Origin of the sequence: uncultured Polaribacter sp. (genome assembly GCF_947503875.1) — a bacterium.
Classification (GTDB): domain Bacteria; phylum Bacteroidota; class Bacteroidia; order Flavobacteriales; family Flavobacteriaceae; genus Polaribacter.
This window is the reverse complement of sequence record NZ_CANNFH010000002.1, coordinates 344,764-362,952: the sequence shown is the minus strand read 5'-3', so window position 1 is coordinate 362,952 and position 18,189 is coordinate 344,764. Positions and strand designations below refer to the sequence as shown.

Genomic DNA, 18,189 nt, shown 5'->3' with positions numbered 1-18,189 from the left:
CTGTTTGTTTTTTTTAAACAAGCAGAAACTTAATTCAACTTAAACTGTATCTGCTGACTCTCTAAAGTAGCCAACAATTCATTAGAAATATGAATTTTTGTATTTCTACTGGGTAAACTTACTTCTAGTTTCTCTTTTTCGTCCCAAACCGTAAAATTTAAACTTTGCTTGCCTGGTTTATTTTTTAAAATGGATTCTAAATTTAAAATGGTTTGTGCATTAATTTCTTCTAAAGGCAACTGAATGGTTACTTTTTTACAAAGTTCGTCCATAATATCATGCAATAACTTCATTTCTGTAAATTTTAAACGAGGTTCTCCCATAACTCCTGTGTTTTTGTTCATCCAACCTGGTTGCACAGTACATCTTGTAAACAAGAAAGAATTGGGTACTAAAAAGTGTTTCATTTTTAAGTAATCTTCACCAAATATTCTAAATTCGTGGCTGTCTCCATAATCTTCCATAGTAAACATTGCCCAACCTTTTCCTGCCTTAGAAACACGGTGTTGCACATCTGTAATTATAGATGCAAAAGCTAAATTACTGCCTACCAATTTATCTAATTCGCCTTTAAAATACTTTAAAGATGCGTTACAAAATTTCATTTCATTTTTAAAATCGTCTAAAGGATGTGCAGAAATATAAATACCAATTACCTCTTTTTCTTGCGATAACAATTCCATAGTTCCCCAGGTTTCACATTCTGGAATATCTGGTTCTGGAAATTGTACCGTTGAAGCTTCGCCAAACATAGAAACTTGTGCAGAATTTTCATTTTCTTGAAATTTACTACCAAATTTCATGGCGCGTTCTAAAAACGTTTGTCCTTTTTCATCGGTGGCAAAATATTGCGCTCTATGTGTGTCTGTAAAAGAATCAAAAGCACCTGCTTTTATTAGGCTATCAAAAGATTTTTTATTGGCGGCACGTAAATCGATACGTTTTGCCAAATCGAAAATTGAGGAATAATTCCCGTTTTCTTCTCGCTCTTTAATAATAGCTCTTACAGCAGCAGCACCAACACCTTTTACAGCAGCCATACCAAAACGAACTGCGCCTTCTTTATTTACCGAAAATTTTAAGAAAGATTCATTTAAATCTGGCCCTAAAACTTCAAGCCCCATACGTTTGCATTCTTCCATAAAAAACGAAACGGCTTTAATATCTTTCATGTTATTAGAAAGTACAGACGCCATATATTCTGCAGGATAATGTGCTTTTAAATACGCAGTTTGATAAGCAATCCAAGCATAACAAGTGGAATGTGATTTGTTAAAGGCGTAACTTGCAAAGGCTTCCCAATCTTTCCAGATTTTTTCTAATTTTTCGGCATCATGACCATTTGCAGCAGCTTGTTCTATAAATTGAGGTTTCATTTTATCTAAAACCGCAATTTGCTTTTTACCCATGGCTTTACGCAAAACATCGGCTTCACCTTTGGTGAAATCTGCCAACTTTTGCGATAACAGCATTACTTGCTCTTGATAGACTGTAATTCCGTAAGTTTCTGCCAAATACTCTTCCATGGCAGGTAAATCGTACTCAATATCTTCTGTACCGTGTTTTCTGTTGATAAAACTCGGAATATATTCCATTGGTCCAGGTCTGTACAAAGCATTCATTGCAATTAAATCTGCAAAAACCGTCGGTTTTAATGAGCGCATGTGTTTTTGCATTCCTGGAGATTCATACTGAAAAATACCAACGGTTTCTCCCCTTTGGAAGAGTTCATAAGTAGGCACATCATCTAAAGGAAAGTTTTCTGGATCTAACTCAACACCATGTTTTGCTTTTACAATTTTAACGGTGTCTTTTATTAAAGTCAGCGTTTTTAAACCTAAAAAGTCCATTTTTAACAAACCTGCAGATTCTACCACAGAATTATCAAATTGAGTAACATACATATCAGAATCCTTAGCCAAAGCCACAGGAACGTAATTGGTAATATCTCCAGGTGTAATAATTACACCACAAGCGTGAATTCCTGTATTTCTAACAGAACCCTCTAAAATAGTGGCTTTATTTACCGTTTCAGAAGCCAAGTCATTTCCGTAAGAAATGGTTTTTAGTTCTTCTACCAGTACTTTTTCTTCGGCACGTAAACCGTCTACTTTTCCTTTACTTTTGGCATCGTCTCCAAAAATATTTTTTAGTTTAATACCTGGAATTAATTTGGCAATTCTATCCGCTTCAAAAAGTGGTAAATCTAAAACTCTGGCAGTATCTCTAATAGAGGATTTTGCGGCCATGGTTCCATAAGTGATAATCTGCGCAACTTGATTGGCGCCATATTTATCAATTACATAATCCATCACTCGCCCACGACCTTCATCATCAAAATCGATATCAATATCTGGCATAGAAACACGTTCTGGATTTAAGAAACGCTCGAAAAGTAAATCGTATTTGATTGGGTCTATATTGGTAATCCACAAACAATAAGCAACTACAGAACCTGCTGCAGAACCACGCCCAGGACCAACAGAAACATCCATATTTCTTGCTTCGCGAATAAAATCTTCAACAATTAAAAAATATCCAGGATACCCTGTTTTTTCAATTACTTCTAACTCAAAATCTAAACGTTCTTTTATGGATTCTGTAATTTCTCCATACCTTTTTTTGGCGCCTTCAAAAGTTAAGTGTTTTAGAAAAGCATTTTCTCCACGTTTTCCTCCATCTATTTTATCTTCTTCGGATAAAAATTCTTCAGGAATATCAAAAGCAGGTAATAAAACGTCTCTGGCTAACGTAAAAATTTCTATTTTATCTACAATTTCTTGAATATTAATAATGGCTTCTGGCAAATCTGCAAAAAGCGTTTTCATTTCTTCGGTAGACTTAAAATAATATTCTTCGTTAGGTAAACCATATCTGTAACCACGTCCTTTACCTTTGGGTGTGGCTTGTTTTTCGCCATCTTTTACACACAATAAAATATCATGTGCATTGGCATCTTTTTTCTCTAAATAAAAAGTGTTGTTTGTGGCAACAATTTTTACATCGTGTTTTTTAGAGAATTTTAATAAGGTTTCGTTTACAATATCTTCATCTTGCTGATTGTGGCGCATCAACTCAATATAAAAATCGTCTTTAAACTGTTCTTTCCACCAGATTAAAGCTTCTTCTGCTTGTTTTTCTCCAAGATTTAAGATTTTACTAGGTACTTCACCATACAAATTACCGGTTAAAACAATAATATCTTCCTTGTATTGTTTAATAATTTCTCTATCGATTCTGGGTACATAGTAAAAACCATCAACAAAGGCAATCGAAGACATTTTTGCTAAATTGTGATACCCTTTTTTGTTTTTTGCCAACAAAACAACTTGATACCCATTGTCTTTTTGTGATTTGTTTTTATGATCTTCACAAACATTAAACTCACAACCAATAATTGGTTTTATTGGGTTTTCTGCGTTTTTATTATGATTTAAAATAGCACTCACAAAATGGAAAGAGGCCATCATGTTTGCAGTATCTGTCATAGCAATTGCAGGCATATTGTCTTTTGCTGCAGCTTTTACAATATTACCAATTTGCATGGTAGATTGTAAAACAGAAAATTGTGTATGATTGTGCAAATGCGCAAATTGTACATTTTCTAATTCTGCTAAACCTTCTGAAGTGGATTTGGTTTCTTGAACATCTTTTAATTTATCTAGACGTTTACGAATCTTATCACTTTCTTTTTTTAGGTTAATGTGTTTTAAACCAATAACCTGAATTGGTTTTGGATTTGCCTCAGAGAAATTTTTAAAATAATCTGCATCTACATCTAATTGCTCTTTGGTAAATTCACGTAAACGAATCAACTCTAAAAAACAACGCGTAGTTGCCTCAACATCTGCAGTTGCGTTGTGTGCTTCACCAAAACCAACACCAAATAAATGATTGTGTAATTCTGTTAAAGTTGGTAGCTTAAACTTACCTCCTCTTCCTCCAGGAATTTGGCACATGGTTGCTGTTTTCTCTGTACAGGTATCTAAAAGTGGCAGTGTAGTTAAATTATTTTCTACACCCAATCTATGGAATTCACATCCCATAATATTAATATCAAAACCTACATTTTGCCCAACAATAAATTTGGTTTTCTTTAAAGCTTCATTAAAAAGTTGTAAACCTTCGTTTAAAGCAATTCCTTGTTCTTCTGCTAATTCTGTAGAAATACCGTGAATTCTTTCAGCATCAAAAGGAATGTTAAAGCCTTCTGGTTTTATTAGAAAATCGTTGTGTTCTAAAACATTTCCCATACCATCATGCAACTGCCATGCAATTTGAATACACCTTGGCCAATTGTCTGTATCTGTTATTGGAGCATTCCAACTTTTAGGTAAACCTGTGGTTTCTGTATCAAAAATTAAGTACATAGTTGTATTGTAAAGATATGATTGTGGAAATGTTTAATCATGTTAAACACTCTGTAAAAATACTTTTTTTTGATGATTTTTTGAAGATAAGTTATTAACCATTCAGGCTTTTTTACCGACAAATTGGTTCGTGTTAAGTTAGAAAAGATGCGTTTTTTTTTCTACAATTTTGTCTTTATTGACGATAGGAGAAAACTTATAGCAGTGCTAAGGTCTGTATTTCTTACTTTTACGCTAGCTTGTTTATAGGACTTCTCACTACGTTCGAAGTGACAAACGTTGTGGAGAAAAGAGTTTTTTTACTCGTAATTTTGCTCTTTTTCTTTACGCAAACTATTTCTAAGACCCACAAAACCACAAAAAGCTAATACTAATAGAGATCCACAAATAATGTAGTTATTAGAATTATAGCCGTAATTAATTAACTTATTTACATAGGAAATAAATAAAATTAATGAACCAGTAATTAAAAAAATAGCCGCATTTTTTTGTGATTTTATTTTTCTATTCATCATAAATCTTATTTTAAATATTTAAAGCCTGTTCTAAATCTGCTAGCAAATCTTCTATAGCCTCTATCCCTACACTTAAACGAATTAAAGCAGCTGTAATGCCAATTTTTAAACGTTTTTTTTCTGGTATAGATGCATGAGACATAGTTACAGGATGGTTTACCAAACTTTCTACACCGCCCAAAGATTCTGCCAAGGTGAATAATTTGGTGCTTTTTAGAAATTTAAACGTAGCTTCTTTTGTATTTTCATTTAAACTGAAAGAAACCATTCCGCCAAAATCTTTCATTTGCTTTTTGGCTATCGCATAATTGGGATGACTCTCTAAACCAGGATAATAAACTTTACCCACTTTTGGATGATTTTCTAAAAACTGAGCTACTTTTTTACCGTTTTCACAATGTCTTTGCATTCTTACATGCAAAGTTTTTATACCTCTTAATGCTAAAAAAGAATCCATAGGCCCAGAGATTGCACCTGCTGCAAATTGTATAAAATGAATGTCTTTTGCTAGTTTTTCTTCTTTTACCACTAAAGCACCCATTATTAAATCTGAATGACCACCCAAATATTTGGTAGCAGAATGCATGACAATATCTGCACCTAAATTTAAGGGTTGTTGTAAATAAGGGGTTGCAAAAGTATTGTCTACTGCAATTAAAACTTCTTTATTTACACTTTTTACTGCTGATGAAATGTTTGCAATATCTGCAATTTTCATTAGTGGATTTGTTGGTGTTTCTAACCAAACTAACTTTGTTTTAGGAGTAATTGCTTTGGTTACATTCTCAACCGTATTCATATTTACGTAAGTAAATTCTAAACCATATTTTTGAAATAGTTGGGTAAACATTCTGTAGGTTCCTCCATAAATATCGTCTCCAGCAATTACTTGGTCTCCTGGCTTTAGCAAACGCAAAACACAATCTATTGCTGCTAAACCAGATGCAAATGCAAAACCATGAGTACCGTTTTCTAAAGATGCCAAACTGTTTTCTAAAGCGGTTCTTGTAGGGTTTTTACCTCTTGCATATTCGTATTCTTGTGCTTCTCCTGGAATTGCGTGTGCAAATGTAGAAGTTTGGAAAATTGGCGGCATTACAGCACCTGTAGTTGGTTCTGGTTGCTGCCCACCATGAATTGTTTTGGTATTGAATTTCATTTTTAATTTTCTATAAGTTAGCAAACAAGTTTAGCCACGATTGAAATGGCATCCTTTTTTTTTCTTGATAAATAAATGATACTCTTAAAAAATAAGATGGTATTACATAAGCATCTCCTTCACTAAAACAACAGCAAAAAAAAAAAGATATAATGGAAAGCGTGATTAGCTCCTAAAAAAACTACAAACACTTTTTAATAGCTCTTATAATCCCGTAATGTATGCCTTCGTGAAAATTGTTAAACGGAATTGCATTTTCTATTGCGCTTAACACAAAGCCTGTGCTAGTTGGGTATTCTGTGTAATTTTGAAAAATACCTGCATTAAAATCTTCTTCTAAAGTATCTGGCAAGCCCATTAAAAGCTCTTTTACCTCTTCAAATTCTTCATCGGTAAAAGTTTTAGTAGCTGCTGTTCCTTTTTTATAATCTTCTATTAATTGATCTGGACAAAGGCAATTTAAACCCGATAATTTATAATGTAATAATTGTTGTGTAACCACCAAATGTGCAACATTCCAAGCAATATTATTTTTAAAACCTGCTGGTATTATGTGTAATTGTTCTAAAGTTAGCCCTTCTAATTCTTTTAAAACTAAAGTTCTAGAGGTTCTTAATATATCAAATTGTGCTTTCATTATTTTATGTTTATTTTTGATGTAACAAATATAATTTATTAAAATGAAGAAAGGCTACTATTTAAAAACTTGTGATACTTGCAAACGCATCTTAAAAGAAATTAATACTGATGGTTTTGAGTTGCAAGAAATAAAATCTACACCTGTTAATGAACAACAATTAGCGGAAATGTATGCGCTTTCTAATAGTTACGAAGGGCTTTTTAATAAAAGGTCTCGTTTATACAAATCTTTGGGTTTAAAAGATAAAAACCTTACAGAAAGTGATTACAAAAAGTACATTTTAGAGGAATATACATTTTTAAAACGACCTGTTTTTATTGTAGAAAATGAAATTTTTATTGGAAATAGTAAAAAGGTTGTGGAAGAATTGAAGGTGAAATTAAATTCTTAATGTGCTTTTGTATTTGGTAAAGACGATATCAAATTGAATTAATTTCTTGTTAGATTCACTGATAATCCAAAATTTAATTTGACTGAACTTAAAATTCAAAAAAGAATATTTTTTTTTGATTGAATTATAAAATTTTGATTTCGCTATCTTCTATGCATTACTGTCTGCACAGAAACGACAAAAATATTTAAGCGTTATAAACTTCCATCAACTTTACTGCCTCTTGTTTTGCGCTCCAGTTTTGTAAAATTTCTGCTCTGGCTTGTTCGCCTAAATTAGGTAATTCTCCTAAAATTGATTTTTCTAAAAGTTCTTGTAACTGCGTAATATTGCCTGCTTTGGTTAAATAACCATTTTTTGCATGAGTTATTAATGACGAATGTACACCTACATTTTTAGTTGCAATTACAGAACAACCACAAGCCATAGCCTCTGCAGTTACTAAAGAAAAACCTTCAGAAAAACTAGGGACTACAGCAATTTTTGCAGCCTGGTAATAAGCAATAATATCTGGTGTTTCATCTATAAAATAAACCTGATTTTTTATTTGGTGTTTTTTAGCAATCGCTTTTAATTCTTTTAAAAACTCGGGTTTATCTACTTTACCTACAATAGCTAATGCCCAATTTTTGTTGTTTTTTAAAACCTTAGCCGCTTCTAATAAAACAATCTGCCCTTTTGATTTTCTAACTCTACCTGCACAAAGTATTATGTTTTCTTGGGCAATTGCATCAATTTTTACGTTTGGTTTTGGTTTAAAATCGTTAATATTTACACCATGACCAACTACAGTATTTTTAATACCTAAATTAATACGCATACTTTGTATGAGTGTTACTACCTTATCTACACTTTTTAAAAGTTTTAAAGTTAAATTAGAGGGTTTAGATTCTGCGTGTCTTGTGGCAATTAAATTAAATTTTGCACCAAAAGCTCTGTAGATTAACATTCTAATAATCTCATTATTTCTATGGCAGTGCACAACAATTTTTCTGTTAGAAAAAATTATTTTTTTAAATTCTTTTTTTGTTAAATGATTACCATTAGCACCATAACCAAATAAATAGGTTTCAAATGAATCTTCAAAAAAAGGCAATACATTTTCTATGCTTCTGGTTACACCAGTTCTGCGTTTGTGAAAATGAGTATGTATTAAAATGGGTTTCAAAATAAGTTTGATAGTTGATGGTTGGTTTATAACAAAAAGAAAAAGTAGTTACTTTAAGCAAACTTTCTTGCTATAATTTCCATAAAACGGTTTTCTAAATCTTCTTTATTTTTCCAATTATAATCTGGCTTTACCATTTTATTTATAAATTCTAGCGCCTCTTTTGCTGTTCTAAAGGTATTTAACTGAGAAACTACCCTGTTAAAATCTTCTTGACTACCATCAAACAAATGCTTTACAAAGGCAATTCTATCATTTAAACCAATATTTATATTTTGTTGCAATTTATTATTTAACGATTTTGGTTGGGTTGGCTCAAATAAATTTGCAATTACATCTACAGGAATCGTGTCTTTTAACTCTTCCTCTAAACTCGATATTTTCGGTTCATCTTTAGATTTCTCTGTTTCAATTTCAGCTGATTTTTCCCCAAAAATTATATCTTCTAAAGTCTCAAAAGGTTGTTCTATTTCAGTTTCAACTGGCGCTACATTTACTTTTTCTACTTCTTCTTTTGTTGGTTCTTTTGGCAAGTCAAAATCATCACCAATTTCTTCTTTTAACTTCTTATTATCTAATATTTCTTTCCCTTCAACAGTAGTTTCTTCTGAATCTACTTTATCTTTTAAAACCTCATTTTCTTTCTTATCTACTGCTAATTCTTTAGATACTACTGCTTCTTCTATTGTGTTAATAAGTGATGTTTTAGATTGCTCTAAATTTGGAGTCGTATTTACATATTCTTCAACAAAGGCAAGTAAAGACAATTTCTCGTAAATTTCTTGTGCCTTTTCTTTTAAGGCAAAAACATCATCTTTATTTTTCATTTTTAACAGACTGTGTGCCAAACTCATTAAATCGTTTTCTAGTTTTTTGTGCATAAGTTGTAGGTTGATGTTATTTTTAATACTTAAATATCCCTAAATTTGTTATTATTCAAAGTAACGTAAATTTATAAAAATAAACTGCTTAAAATTACAAAATGTTTCTAGAAAATACGGTAAATCATACTGAAAAATTTGGTTGGATAGAAGTAATTTGCGGCTCTATGTTTTCTGGTAAAACAGAAGAATTGATTAGGCGTTTAAAACGAGCACAATTTGCAAAACAACGTGTAGAAATTTTTAAGCCAGCAATAGATGTACGTTATGATGAAGATGAAGTAGTTTCTCATAATGACAATAGAATTCACTCTACTCCAGTACCTGCCTCTGCTAACATTCGCCTTTTGGCAAATAATGTAGATGTTGTTGGTATAGATGAAGCCCAGTTTTTTGATGATGAAATTGTTGCAGTTTGCAACGATTTAGCAAATAGAGGCATACGTGTAATAGTTGCTGGTTTAGATATGGATTTTAAAGGCAATCCTTTTGGACCAATGCCAGCCTTAATGGCTACAGCAGAATATGTAACTAAAGTACATGCAGTGTGCACGCATACAGGTAATTTAGCGCATTACAGTTTTAGAAAAGCACAAAATAATGCGATTGTTATGTTGGGTGAAACCGAAGAATATGAGCCTTTAAGCAGAGCTGCTTACTACAAAGCCATGAAAGCACAAAAACAAGATTCAGCAAACCAAGAAAGCAAAGAATAAAAAGCAAAAACACCTAACCCTATGAATAATCATGTTACCGTTTTAGAAATTGATGGAAAAGCTTTAGAACATAATTTAAATTATTTTAAACAAAAGCTAAATCCTAAAACTAAAATTTTAGCGGTAGTAAAGGCATTTGGTTATGGCAGTGATGGAGTAAAAGTTGCTCAATTTTTAGAAGATAAAGTAGCTTACTTTTCTGTAGCATATACACATGAAGGTGTTGCAATAAGAGAAGCTGGAGTAAAAACGCCTATTTTAGTTTTACACCCTCAGATTCAAAATTTGCAACAAATTGTAGACTTTAGATTAGAGCCTAATTTGTACAACTTTAAAATTTTTGATGCTTTTTTAAGACTTGCAGATGAAACACCACTAATGAATTATCCTGTACATATTAAATTTAATACAGGTTTAAATAGAGTTGGTTTTTGGCATACAGATGTACCTAAAATTCTTACTGAATTAAAACAAACCACTCACATTAAAGTACAATCTTTATTTTCTCATTTAGCCGCTAGTGAAGATTTAGAAGAAAAAGATTTTACTGTGGGCCAAATTAACAATTTTGCTTACATAGTAAAACAATTTTATACCCATTTAGGTTATGAACCTATGCTGCATATTTTAAATACCTCTGGGGTTGTAAATTTTACAAAAGCCCAATTTGATATGGTAAGAATTGGTCTTGGCTTATATGGTTTTGGTAATGATGAAAAAGAAACTGAAGCTCTTAAAAACACACATAATTTAAAATCTATAATTTCTCAAATAAATATAATTCAACCTGGAGAAACCGTGGGTTATAATAGAGCATATACTGCAAAAAGACCCACAAGATCTGCAACAATACCTATTGGTCACGCAGATGGCTTGTCTAGAAAACTTGGCAATAAAAAAGGATATGTTGTAATTAACAACCAAAAAGCACCTATAATTGGCAATGTATGTATGGATATGATTATGGTTAATGTTACTAAAATAGACTGTAAAGAGGGTGATGCAGTTATTATTTTTAATAGTCAAAATATGATAAACCATATTGCAAATGTTTCTGAAACGATTGTATATGAGACTTTAACAGCAATTTCACAACGCGTTAAAAAAATATTAATCTAAATATTTTTTAATTACATTTGTTCATATTAATTAATTATTAAATCATATAATATGTTAAAAGAATTTAAAGAGTTTATTACTGGTGGTAATGTAATTGAGTTTGCAGTAGCCGTAATTATGGCAGGTGCTATTGGTGCAGTTGTTAAAGGTTTTGTTAGTAATATTGTAATGCCAATTGTAGGTTTATTTACTGGAGGCGTAAGTTTAGCGGATCAAAAATATGTTTTATCTGAAGCCGTTGTAGACGCAGCTGGTAAAATAGCAACTCCAGAAAATGCAATTACCTATGGTGCTTGGATTGATACGATAATAAACTTAATAATCGTTGGTTTTGTAATGTTTATGATTGTAAAAGCTTACAATAAAACTAAGAAAAAAGAAGAACCAGCTCCAGAAGCGCCAAAAGGACCAAGTCAAGAAGATTTATTAGCAGAAATAAGAGACTTGTTAGCCAAGAAATAATTTTAACTATATACTACTACATTAAAAATCCTGAGTTTATTGCTCAGGATTTTTTGTTTTTTAGAAGTATATCTTGTTTGAATCCTTTGCACAAAAGAATTTCTATACAGTTTATAATATTTTTATAGAACATCCTATTGCTCTTGTTTCTGTTTTAGAAACCTGTTTTCCTGCTAACAATTCATCCAAAGCATTTTCTACATACTTTTCTGTTACTTTGTTAGGATTTCTAGAACTGTTGTCTATTGCGCCAATATATTTTACTTTCATATCGTTTTTAGTTACAATATAAACGTGAGGTGTTTTAGTTGCGCCAAATTTCGGATACACTTTTTGCCCTTCATCAAACAAATACGGAAAATTAAACCTTTTTTCTTTAGACCTAACTTGCATATCTGCAAAACTATCTCCTTTCGATGCTTTCGGATCATTCGGGTTTATCGCAATTACAGGAAACCCTTTACTTTCATATTTATATTGTAATGCGATAATTCTATCTTCATTTGCCACAGAATACGGGCACATATTACAGGTAAAGATAATTACAAATCCTTTTGCTTTTGTATAATCGGATAAAGAAACTGTTTTATTATCAATATTTTTGAGTTTAAAGTCTTCTATTTTATCGCCAACTTTATAACCATTTGCATCTGTTTTTAAATTGAATGCTGTTATTAAACCTACCACTGCAATTGCTAAAATTGTTTTGAATACTTTCATAATTTCTTATTTTAAAAAGGTTTTTAATTCGTTTTCTAAGGTTTTGTAATCAAAAGATTGTTCATAAAATTTGCGTTTGCTTTTGTTGTAAATTAAAGTTGCTGGCAAGGCACCAGACCAATTTTTATCAATTGCTTTTATCCAAACATCTTCATTAACATCATCTAAAAGCACCACTTTAGCTTGTAGTTTTTTCTTTGCTATAAAAGGCAACAATCTTTTTTCTACTTGGTTTGCAAAATCTAAACTTACCAATAAAACCTGAACATTACTCGCTTTATACGTTTTTCTTATGCGCTCAAAATAAGGCAATTCTTTAACACAAGGTGCACACCAAGTTGCCCAAAAATTCACCACATAAATTTTATCGTCAACCTTTTCTAATAATGGTTTTAATTGATTGTAAGTGTATGATTTTACAGCACCAACCTCAACATTCTTTTCTACTATTGTATTTTCCTTTGTTTTTTGATCTTTATTAGTAGTTTCTTTTTTACAAGACAACAAGAATATCAAGCAAAGCACAGTAAAAATTATAAATTTATGCATATTATAAAATTACAACAATTATCAATTCTCCTTTTTTAAATTAACTTCTAATTAACAAAAAGAGGTTGTCTAAAAAGTAATTTTTGTCTGCCATTTCAACTTTACGGAGAAACCTAAACTATTAAATTTTAATTGAATAGATTTTTCAACTCCATTTCATTCCGCTCAAAACGACAAACTTTAATACTTTTCCGACAACCTTTTTGCACTCTCTAAAAGAAACTAAATCTTAGTTATAAATATCGTTTAAAACTTTAGCCAAACGAATTCCGCCAATTTGTAGTTGATCTCTAACAATCCCAAAATGGTCGTAAGAATATCTATAACGCAAATTTTCGCCAGATTTTACAGATTTGTATACTTTTTTAGTGATTTGGTGCACTTCATTTACCCAATTTTCTATAGTACCTTGTTCTATAGCGGCTATTTGCTCTTTAGATAAATCTTTAGCATTATCTGCCAATTCTAAATAACTCATATTCCATTCTTCAATCATTTTGGTATCCCAAACCGCGTGTAAATTTGTTCCTTGGCCAAACCATTGTACTTGCACAGTATTACCACCTTTATCTTCTTTTCTACCAATATGCATTGGTTGATGTAAATCTCCCATAAAATGCACTAACATTTTTAAGTAAAACACTTTATCTTCTTCACTACTATTCTTGTCTTTTAAAATGGTAATCGACTTTTTAATTCCTGTTACTAAATCTCCTTTAGGATTTTTCTTTGCAGTTGCATAGGTTTCATCAAAATCCATATTTACATAATGTAGAGGAGAAAATTCTCTGTATTTTCTGTCTGATTTTATTTCATCTGCAAACGTAGATACAAAAGCCAAACTTTGGCCGTTTAAAATTTCGTCTACCTTTCTTTTGGTCTTTCTTTTTAAGTACTGTTCCGCTATTTTACCGGTTGCTCTGTGTCCATTTTGCCCCCAAAAATCGTCATCTTCATGCGGAGCATTAGAAAATAAAAAAAACGGAATTATTAATAATATTTTAAAATTCATTTCTATAGTTTTAAGATAATTACTGCGAAGTTATAAAAAATAACTTGCATAAAATTTGTAAAACATTAATAAATTTTAATATATTTACGATATCAATTTAATATCACTTTAAAAATTATCTTATGAAAGCAGAAAAAATTATTAAACCCGCAAATGGTTATTTAATGTTACTAGTAACTTTCGCCTTATTTATTGGCGGAATTACAATTTGTATTATTCAAGAAACAGGAATTTACCTTCCTTTATCATTCCTAGGTTTTATTGGTTTTTTTGGTTTTATTCTAGTAAACCCAAATACTTCTAAAGTAATTTTACTGTTTGGAAAGTATGTTGGTACTATAAAACAAAATGGCTTATACTGGGCAAATCCGCTTTATAAAAAGAAAACAATTTCTTTGCGTGCTAGTAATTTTGATAGTGAACGTTTAAAAGTGAACGACAAACTAGGAAATCCGGTTATGATTTCTACAATTCTGGTTTGGCGTGTCACCAACACATACAAGGCCGCTTTTGATGTAGATAATTATGAGAATTTTGTACGTGTACAAACAGATGCTGCTGTTAGAAAATTAGCAAGCATGTATCCTTATGATAATTTTGCAGATGAAGGACATGATGAAGATATTACTTTGCGTTCTAGCGTAAACGAAGTTTCTGAAGCTTTAGAAAAAGAATTGGAAGAACGTTTGGCAATTGCAGGTATTGAAGTTTTAGAAGCAAGAATTGGATATTTAGCCTACGCTCAAGAAATTGCATCTGCCATGCTAAAAAGGCAACAAGCTACTGCAATTGTTGCTGCAAGACACAAAATTGTACAGGGTGCTGTAGAAATGGTAGAAATGGCTTTAGACGAGTTGAATAAAAAAGATATTGTAGCGCTAGATGAAGAACGCAAAGCAGCAATGGTAAGTAATTTACTGGTAATTCTTTGTGGAGATAAAGAGGCATCGCCTGTGGTGAATACTGGGACTTTGAATCAGTAATTTTTTGTTTGCTTTTGGCTTTTGACTTTTTGCAAAAGTAAAAATCTTGAAATTAACACAACGCCTGTCAATTGGAAATGAGCCTTTTTTGGCGATTGAGAAATCTCAACTCTAAAACTAACTTAAAAAAAATGAAAAAATTTGTAATGCTAGATGGCTATGTTTCTATGGATAACAAGCAATTGTTTTTAGACATAAATAGAACAAAAAACGATTTAAAAAGTAGAGGTGGTTGGCTAGGTATTTTTTTTTGTATTTGTAAGTATAAGTGTATTTCACACTTACAAAAGAATGGATAGTTTAAAAAACTTTTTTGAATATTTTGATTTCGGGTTAAGAATTTTAGGAATGCTAGTAATTGTTGGATTGATAATCTATTTTATTTTTTTTAGAAAATCTGAAAAAAAGTTATTTATCAACGAAATAGAAAAAATAGAGCTTGAAAAAATAGATTTTGAAACCGAAGTTTCTCTAGTTTTTAATAAAAAAAGAAGAACAGAATTAAGTTTTAGAAATTTAGAAAATCAGTTAACACCATTTTTAGAAGAGATTCAAAAAAGAAATACGAGAGTAGAGATTAAACATTTATAGCTTTGAAAAGTAAAACTTGCTTTAAAATAATTCATGGAAACCTAGAAATCAACAATTCTAACTTAAAAATTAAGTACAGAAAAGGTAAATACGTTTTAGATACCCTAAAGTTTTTTGGCAGTATTTCTTTAATTTCTCTTTTTGTTGATAAACTAAAAAATTATAATAACATCATTGGAGTTTATGAAAATGCCAAGTTTTGGATTTTTGCCATAGCTTCTGTATACTTAGTGTATTTGTTTTTTGAATTTATAATCAGAAAAAAATGGATAAATAGGCTAGAAATAAATAATATTTCAAAAATTAAAATTGAAGATGAGGAAGACTATAAAGAACCTGATGAGGACAGTAAAATTGAAATTACTTTTTACACCAATAGTAGTCTTAATAAAAAAATTGAATTACAGAAACAAAATAATCAATTACCAGAATTTTTAGAAGAATTAAAAAAGAGGAATACTAGAATCTTAATAGTAAATAAATAGTAAAAATTAAAAATAGTAATTTCTTATAATGTAAGATTTCTCTTCCGAAATTTCGGAATCGAAATGACAACTAGAACTCAAATAAAAATATAACATGAAAGAATATAAAATTGTTGAATTGAAATTAGGATTAAGAAATAGAACCCAAAAATTTGAAGATTTACTAAATCAATATGCAAGAGAAGGTTGGACGTTTAAAAACATACCATCTGGATGGAATAGTGTAATTTTCGAAAGAGACAAAAACAGATAAAAATGAGAGTTTTTAAAGAAGAACAGCGTTTTACACAAATTTGGTTACTAGTAATCATGGGCTTTAGTGTAGTAGCTCCTTTATATTTAATTATAAGGGAATATAACGCAATGTCTACTTTAGCTTTCGGCTTAACCATCTTTGGTGTTTTGCTTTCTTTTGGTTTGATATTTCTATTTAAACTAAAAACCAGAATAGACGAAAAAGGAATTCATTATCAATTTTTTCCTTTTCACTTAAAATACAAAACCATAAAATGGAACGAAATTGAAAAGGCTTATGTAAGAATTTATGATCCTATTGGAGACTATGGAGGTTGGGGCATTAAAGGCGGAGCTCTTTGGAACAAAGCAAAAGGAAAATGTGTAAATGTTTCTGGTGATATTGGTCTGCAACTAGAACTTAAAAATGGTAAAAAACTATTGATAGGAACGCAAGAAAAAACAGCGGTAACTGCTATTTTAAAAACCTATTTTAAAAAGAATAATGAGCAAAGCGAATAAAAACATACTACTATTTAGTGCAGTTATTACCATTGCTTCATGGCTTTATGTTATTTTTAATTATAATGCTTTGCCAGAAAAAATTGTAGGGCATTTTAATTTTAATGGCAAAGCAACAAGGTATGATGCCAAATATACCATTTGGTTTTTACAAGGCATATTTACACTTTTACAATATGGTATGTATTGGTTAGCGCAACAAAAATTACCTTACAATAGAAATTTAAAAAGTAAAACAGCAGAAAAAACTATAGCACTTTTTACCATACCTTATGTTGCTCTTGTACTTTTATTTTTAAACATTTTAATTGTAAAAAAATCAATAGATAGTAGTTTTAACTCTAGTTGGTTTATGCCATTTTTTATAGGTTTAACTATCTTATTTTTTGTATCCTTTTTTACATTTATTTATAAAAACTTAAAAACATAATGAAAAACTTAATTTATTTTATTATTTCTTTTGTTAGTTTTTCTGTTATTGCACAAATTAAATCTGAAGAAATTACAATTTTTAACCACCAAATTGAATTGCCAGGAACACTAACCTATCAAAAAGAAAAAACACCTTTGTTAATTTGGGTGCATGGTTCTGGTAATGTAGATCGAAATGGAAATCAACCAGGAACACCAGTAAAAGCAAACTACATTAAACAATTTAGAGATGCTGTAAACTCAGAAAATATGGCATTTTTTAGTTATGATAAAAGAACTGCCAATGCCAAAAATAGCCCATTTTTAAAAGGATACAAAATCACCGATTTTGTTACAGATGTAAAAAAAGTAGTTGCGCATTTTAAAAAAGAAAATCGTTTTTCTAAAATTATTTTAGTGGGGCACAGTCAAGGTTCTTTAATTGCAATGTTAGCTTTAGAAAACGTAGATAAATACATTTCTCTTGCTGGCGCAGGAGAAACAATAGACAAAACAATTGTAAAACAGATTACTAAAAATAATTCAACTTTAGGGGAAGCTGCGCAAACACAATTCGATTCTTTAAAAATTAAGGGTAAAATTGATATTGTAAATCCATTTTTAAGAAATATTTTCTCAAAACCAAATCAACCTTTCTTAATTTCTTGGATGAAATTAGATCCAAAAGTAGAAATCGCGAAAATTAACATTCCTATTTTAATCATTCAAGGTGAAAAAGATATACAGGTAACCAAAGAAGATGCTTCCAAATTATTAGAAGCCAACACAAAAGGGGAATTGGCAACAATTGCTAACATGAATCATGTTTTAAAAGAAATTACAAAAGATGAAGACAATTTAACTTCTTATTACAGTGATAAATTCCCTATTTCAGAAAAATTAATTGCAGTTGTAAATCAATTTGTAAAAAAATAATATGGGAAAGAAAAAAGCTTTCGCGTTGCGAGTTAATGAAGAGATGCTTAAAGCTATAGAAAAATGGGCTGCAGACGAGTTTCGTTCTACAAACGGCCAAATTGAATGGATGCTAAACAAAGCCTTAAAAGAAGCAAAACGAGAACCAAAGAAAAAAGAGTAAGTTCTTTTTGGCTTTTGGTTCTTGGTTCTTGGTTCTTGGTTCTTGGTTCTTGGTTCTTGGTTCTTGGTTCTTGGTTCTTGGTTCTTGGTTCTTAATGTACTATTTAACATGTTTCAAAGAATCTCTAAAACTCTAAAAAACTGTTAAAAAATTATCAGCACA

The 18,189-nt window shown here is 30.7% G+C and carries 22 protein-coding genes; 13 read left to right on the top strand and 9 right to left on the bottom strand.

Annotated elements, in window-relative coordinates:
- Positions 1 to 29: 29 nt before the first annotated feature.
- From dnaE to Q0684_RS03950, 4 genes are all read right to left on the bottom strand, one after another.
- Positions 30 to 4,370, bottom strand: a complete 4,341-nt coding sequence (gene dnaE, locus Q0684_RS03965; RefSeq protein ID WP_299012746.1) for a DNA polymerase III subunit alpha — start codon at positions 4,368 to 4,370, stop codon at positions 30 to 32.
- 299 nt (positions 4,371 to 4,669) lie between these two features.
- The gene (locus Q0684_RS03960; protein ID WP_299012745.1) at positions 4,670 to 4,885 is read right to left on the bottom strand and encodes a hypothetical protein; all 216 of its coding nucleotides are present in this window, start codon (positions 4,883 to 4,885) and stop codon (positions 4,670 to 4,672) included.
- Between the two features lie 10 nt (positions 4,886 to 4,895).
- Positions 4,896 to 6,044 (bottom strand): cystathionine gamma-synthase, encoded by a 1,149-nt coding sequence (locus Q0684_RS03955; protein WP_299012744.1) that lies wholly within the window; start codon positions 6,042 to 6,044, stop codon positions 4,896 to 4,898.
- A 181-nt stretch (positions 6,045 to 6,225) separates the two neighbouring features.
- Positions 6,226 to 6,681 carry a DinB family protein gene (locus tag Q0684_RS03950; protein ID WP_299012743.1) on the bottom strand — a complete coding sequence of 152 codons (456 nt, stop codon included), beginning with the start codon at positions 6,679 to 6,681 and terminating at the stop codon, positions 6,226 to 6,228.
- A 43-nt stretch (positions 6,682 to 6,724) separates the two neighbouring features.
- On the opposite strand from Q0684_RS03950, the gene Q0684_RS03945 reads away from it, so the two are divergent.
- Positions 6,725 to 7,075 (top strand): ArsC/Spx/MgsR family protein, encoded by a 351-nt coding sequence (locus tag Q0684_RS03945; protein WP_299012742.1) that lies wholly within the window; start codon positions 6,725 to 6,727, stop codon positions 7,073 to 7,075.
- 187 nt (positions 7,076 to 7,262) lie between these two features.
- Here Q0684_RS03945 and Q0684_RS03940 read toward each other — a convergent pair whose 3' ends face one another.
- Positions 7,263 to 8,243, bottom strand: coding sequence for a glycosyltransferase family 4 protein (locus tag Q0684_RS03940; protein WP_299012741.1), 981 nt, complete (start codon positions 8,241 to 8,243; stop codon positions 7,263 to 7,265).
- 53 nt (positions 8,244 to 8,296) lie between these two features.
- Complete coding sequence (locus Q0684_RS03935; protein ID WP_299012740.1) at positions 8,297 to 9,124, bottom strand: hypothetical protein; 828 nt, start codon at positions 9,122 to 9,124, stop codon at positions 8,297 to 8,299.
- A gap of 101 nt (positions 9,125 to 9,225) precedes the next feature.
- Here Q0684_RS03935 and Q0684_RS03930 point away from each other — a divergent pair, with 101 nt between their 5' ends.
- Genes Q0684_RS03930 through mscL form a run of 3 tightly spaced genes read left to right on the top strand, consistent with a single transcriptional unit; the run spans position 9,226 to position 11,421 of the window.
- The gene (locus Q0684_RS03930) at positions 9,226 to 9,840 is read left to right on the top strand and encodes a thymidine kinase (protein ID WP_299012739.1); all 615 of its coding nucleotides are present in this window, start codon (positions 9,226 to 9,228) and stop codon (positions 9,838 to 9,840) included.
- 21 nt (positions 9,841 to 9,861) lie between these two features.
- On the top strand, positions 9,862 to 10,959 hold the full coding sequence (alr, locus tag Q0684_RS03925; RefSeq protein WP_299012738.1) for an alanine racemase: 1,098 nt from the start codon (positions 9,862 to 9,864) through the stop codon (positions 10,957 to 10,959).
- A 51-nt stretch (positions 10,960 to 11,010) separates the two neighbouring features.
- Complete coding sequence (mscL, locus tag Q0684_RS03920) at positions 11,011 to 11,421, top strand: large conductance mechanosensitive channel protein MscL (protein ID WP_299012737.1); 411 nt, start codon at positions 11,011 to 11,013, stop codon at positions 11,419 to 11,421.
- 111 nt (positions 11,422 to 11,532) lie between these two features.
- Here mscL and Q0684_RS03915 read toward each other — a convergent pair whose 3' ends face one another.
- From Q0684_RS03915 to Q0684_RS03905, 3 genes are all read right to left on the bottom strand, one after another.
- Positions 11,533 to 12,141: a thioredoxin family protein gene (locus Q0684_RS03915; RefSeq protein WP_299012736.1), complete on the bottom strand. Its 609-nt coding sequence runs from the start codon at positions 12,139 to 12,141 to the stop codon at positions 11,533 to 11,535.
- 6 nt (positions 12,142 to 12,147) lie between these two features.
- Positions 12,148 to 12,690: a TlpA family protein disulfide reductase gene (locus Q0684_RS03910; protein WP_299012735.1), complete on the bottom strand. Its 543-nt coding sequence runs from the start codon at positions 12,688 to 12,690 to the stop codon at positions 12,148 to 12,150.
- 229 nt (positions 12,691 to 12,919) lie between these two features.
- Positions 12,920 to 13,702, bottom strand: coding sequence for a S1/P1 nuclease (locus Q0684_RS03905; RefSeq protein ID WP_299012734.1), 783 nt, complete (start codon positions 13,700 to 13,702; stop codon positions 12,920 to 12,922).
- A 122-nt stretch (positions 13,703 to 13,824) separates the two neighbouring features.
- Here Q0684_RS03905 and Q0684_RS03900 point away from each other — a divergent pair, with 122 nt between their 5' ends.
- The 9 genes from Q0684_RS03900 to Q0684_RS03860 all read left to right on the top strand — a co-directional run bounded on the left by Q0684_RS03900 (position 13,825) and on the right by Q0684_RS03860 (position 18,027).
- Positions 13,825 to 14,685: an SPFH domain-containing protein gene (locus Q0684_RS03900; protein WP_299012733.1), complete on the top strand. Its 861-nt coding sequence runs from the start codon at positions 13,825 to 13,827 to the stop codon at positions 14,683 to 14,685.
- Between the two features lie 131 nt (positions 14,686 to 14,816).
- The gene (locus Q0684_RS03895; RefSeq protein WP_299012732.1) at positions 14,817 to 14,984 is read left to right on the top strand and encodes a hypothetical protein; all 168 of its coding nucleotides are present in this window, start codon (positions 14,817 to 14,819) and stop codon (positions 14,982 to 14,984) included.
- Positions 14,977 to 15,276: a hypothetical protein gene (locus Q0684_RS03890; RefSeq protein ID WP_299012731.1), complete on the top strand. Its 300-nt coding sequence runs from the start codon at positions 14,977 to 14,979 to the stop codon at positions 15,274 to 15,276. Before Q0684_RS03895 ends, Q0684_RS03890 begins: the two co-directional genes overlap by 8 nt.
- 2 nt (positions 15,277 to 15,278) lie before the next feature.
- Complete coding sequence (locus Q0684_RS03885) at positions 15,279 to 15,761, top strand: hypothetical protein (protein WP_299012730.1); 483 nt, start codon at positions 15,279 to 15,281, stop codon at positions 15,759 to 15,761.
- A gap of 94 nt (positions 15,762 to 15,855) precedes the next feature.
- Positions 15,856 to 16,014 carry a DUF4177 domain-containing protein gene (locus Q0684_RS03880; RefSeq protein WP_299012729.1) on the top strand — a complete coding sequence of 53 codons (159 nt, stop codon included), beginning with the start codon at positions 15,856 to 15,858 and terminating at the stop codon, positions 16,012 to 16,014.
- Positions 16,015 to 16,016: 2 nt separating this feature from the next.
- Complete coding sequence (locus Q0684_RS03875) at positions 16,017 to 16,517, top strand: hypothetical protein (protein ID WP_299012728.1); 501 nt, start codon at positions 16,017 to 16,019, stop codon at positions 16,515 to 16,517.
- Positions 16,501 to 16,947, top strand: a complete 447-nt coding sequence (locus Q0684_RS03870) for a DUF1648 domain-containing protein (RefSeq protein WP_299012727.1) — start codon at positions 16,501 to 16,503, stop codon at positions 16,945 to 16,947. Before Q0684_RS03875 ends, Q0684_RS03870 begins: the two co-directional genes overlap by 17 nt.
- Positions 16,947 to 17,864, top strand: coding sequence for an alpha/beta hydrolase (locus tag Q0684_RS03865; protein ID WP_299012726.1), 918 nt, complete (start codon positions 16,947 to 16,949; stop codon positions 17,862 to 17,864). Before Q0684_RS03870 ends, Q0684_RS03865 begins: the two co-directional genes overlap by 1 nt.
- Before the next feature lies 1 nt (position 17,865).
- Positions 17,866 to 18,027 carry an Arc family DNA binding domain-containing protein gene (locus tag Q0684_RS03860; protein ID WP_299012725.1) on the top strand — a complete coding sequence of 54 codons (162 nt, stop codon included), beginning with the start codon at positions 17,866 to 17,868 and terminating at the stop codon, positions 18,025 to 18,027.
- Positions 18,028 to 18,189 lie beyond the last annotated feature (162 nt).

Excerpts from the sequence above, each read along its gene's own strand:
- dnaE (WP_299012746.1), bottom strand. The coding sequence starts at position 4,370 with ATGTACTTAATTTTTGATACAGAAACCACAGGTTTACCTAAAAGTTGG.
- Q0684_RS03950 (WP_299012743.1), bottom strand. The coding sequence starts at position 6,681 with ATGAAAGCACAATTTGATATATTAAGAACCTCTAGAACTTTAGTTTTA.
- Q0684_RS03880 (WP_299012729.1), top strand. The coding sequence starts at position 15,856 with ATGAAAGAATATAAAATTGTTGAATTGAAATTAGGATTAAGAAATAGA.
- Q0684_RS03945 (WP_299012742.1), top strand. The coding sequence starts at position 6,725 with ATGAAGAAAGGCTACTATTTAAAAACTTGTGATACTTGCAAACGCATC.
- Q0684_RS03870 (WP_299012727.1), top strand. The coding sequence starts at position 16,501 with ATGAGCAAAGCGAATAAAAACATACTACTATTTAGTGCAGTTATTACC.
- Q0684_RS03890 (WP_299012731.1), top strand. The coding sequence starts at position 14,977 with ATGGATAGTTTAAAAAACTTTTTTGAATATTTTGATTTCGGGTTAAGA.
- Q0684_RS03865 (WP_299012726.1), top strand. The coding sequence starts at position 16,947 with ATGAAAAACTTAATTTATTTTATTATTTCTTTTGTTAGTTTTTCTGTT.
- Q0684_RS03905 (WP_299012734.1), bottom strand. The coding sequence starts at position 13,702 with ATGAATTTTAAAATATTATTAATAATTCCGTTTTTTTTATTTTCTAAT.
- mscL (WP_299012737.1), top strand. The coding sequence starts at position 11,011 with ATGTTAAAAGAATTTAAAGAGTTTATTACTGGTGGTAATGTAATTGAG.
- alr (WP_299012738.1), top strand. The coding sequence starts at position 9,862 with ATGAATAATCATGTTACCGTTTTAGAAATTGATGGAAAAGCTTTAGAA.
- Q0684_RS03955 (WP_299012744.1), bottom strand. The coding sequence starts at position 6,044 with ATGAAATTCAATACCAAAACAATTCATGGTGGGCAGCAACCAGAACCA.
- Q0684_RS03875 (WP_299012728.1), top strand. The coding sequence starts at position 16,017 with ATGAGAGTTTTTAAAGAAGAACAGCGTTTTACACAAATTTGGTTACTA.
- Q0684_RS03895 (WP_299012732.1), top strand. The coding sequence starts at position 14,817 with ATGAAAAAATTTGTAATGCTAGATGGCTATGTTTCTATGGATAACAAG.
- Q0684_RS03960 (WP_299012745.1), bottom strand. The coding sequence starts at position 4,885 with ATGATGAATAGAAAAATAAAATCACAAAAAAATGCGGCTATTTTTTTA.
- Q0684_RS03900 (WP_299012733.1), top strand. The coding sequence starts at position 13,825 with ATGAAAGCAGAAAAAATTATTAAACCCGCAAATGGTTATTTAATGTTA.
- Q0684_RS03910 (WP_299012735.1), bottom strand. The coding sequence starts at position 12,690 with ATGCATAAATTTATAATTTTTACTGTGCTTTGCTTGATATTCTTGTTG.
- Q0684_RS03860 (WP_299012725.1), top strand. The coding sequence starts at position 17,866 with ATGGGAAAGAAAAAAGCTTTCGCGTTGCGAGTTAATGAAGAGATGCTT.
- Q0684_RS03930 (WP_299012739.1), top strand. The coding sequence starts at position 9,226 with ATGTTTCTAGAAAATACGGTAAATCATACTGAAAAATTTGGTTGGATA.
- Q0684_RS03935 (WP_299012740.1), bottom strand. The coding sequence starts at position 9,124 with ATGCACAAAAAACTAGAAAACGATTTAATGAGTTTGGCACACAGTCTG.
- Q0684_RS03915 (WP_299012736.1), bottom strand. The coding sequence starts at position 12,141 with ATGAAAGTATTCAAAACAATTTTAGCAATTGCAGTGGTAGGTTTAATA.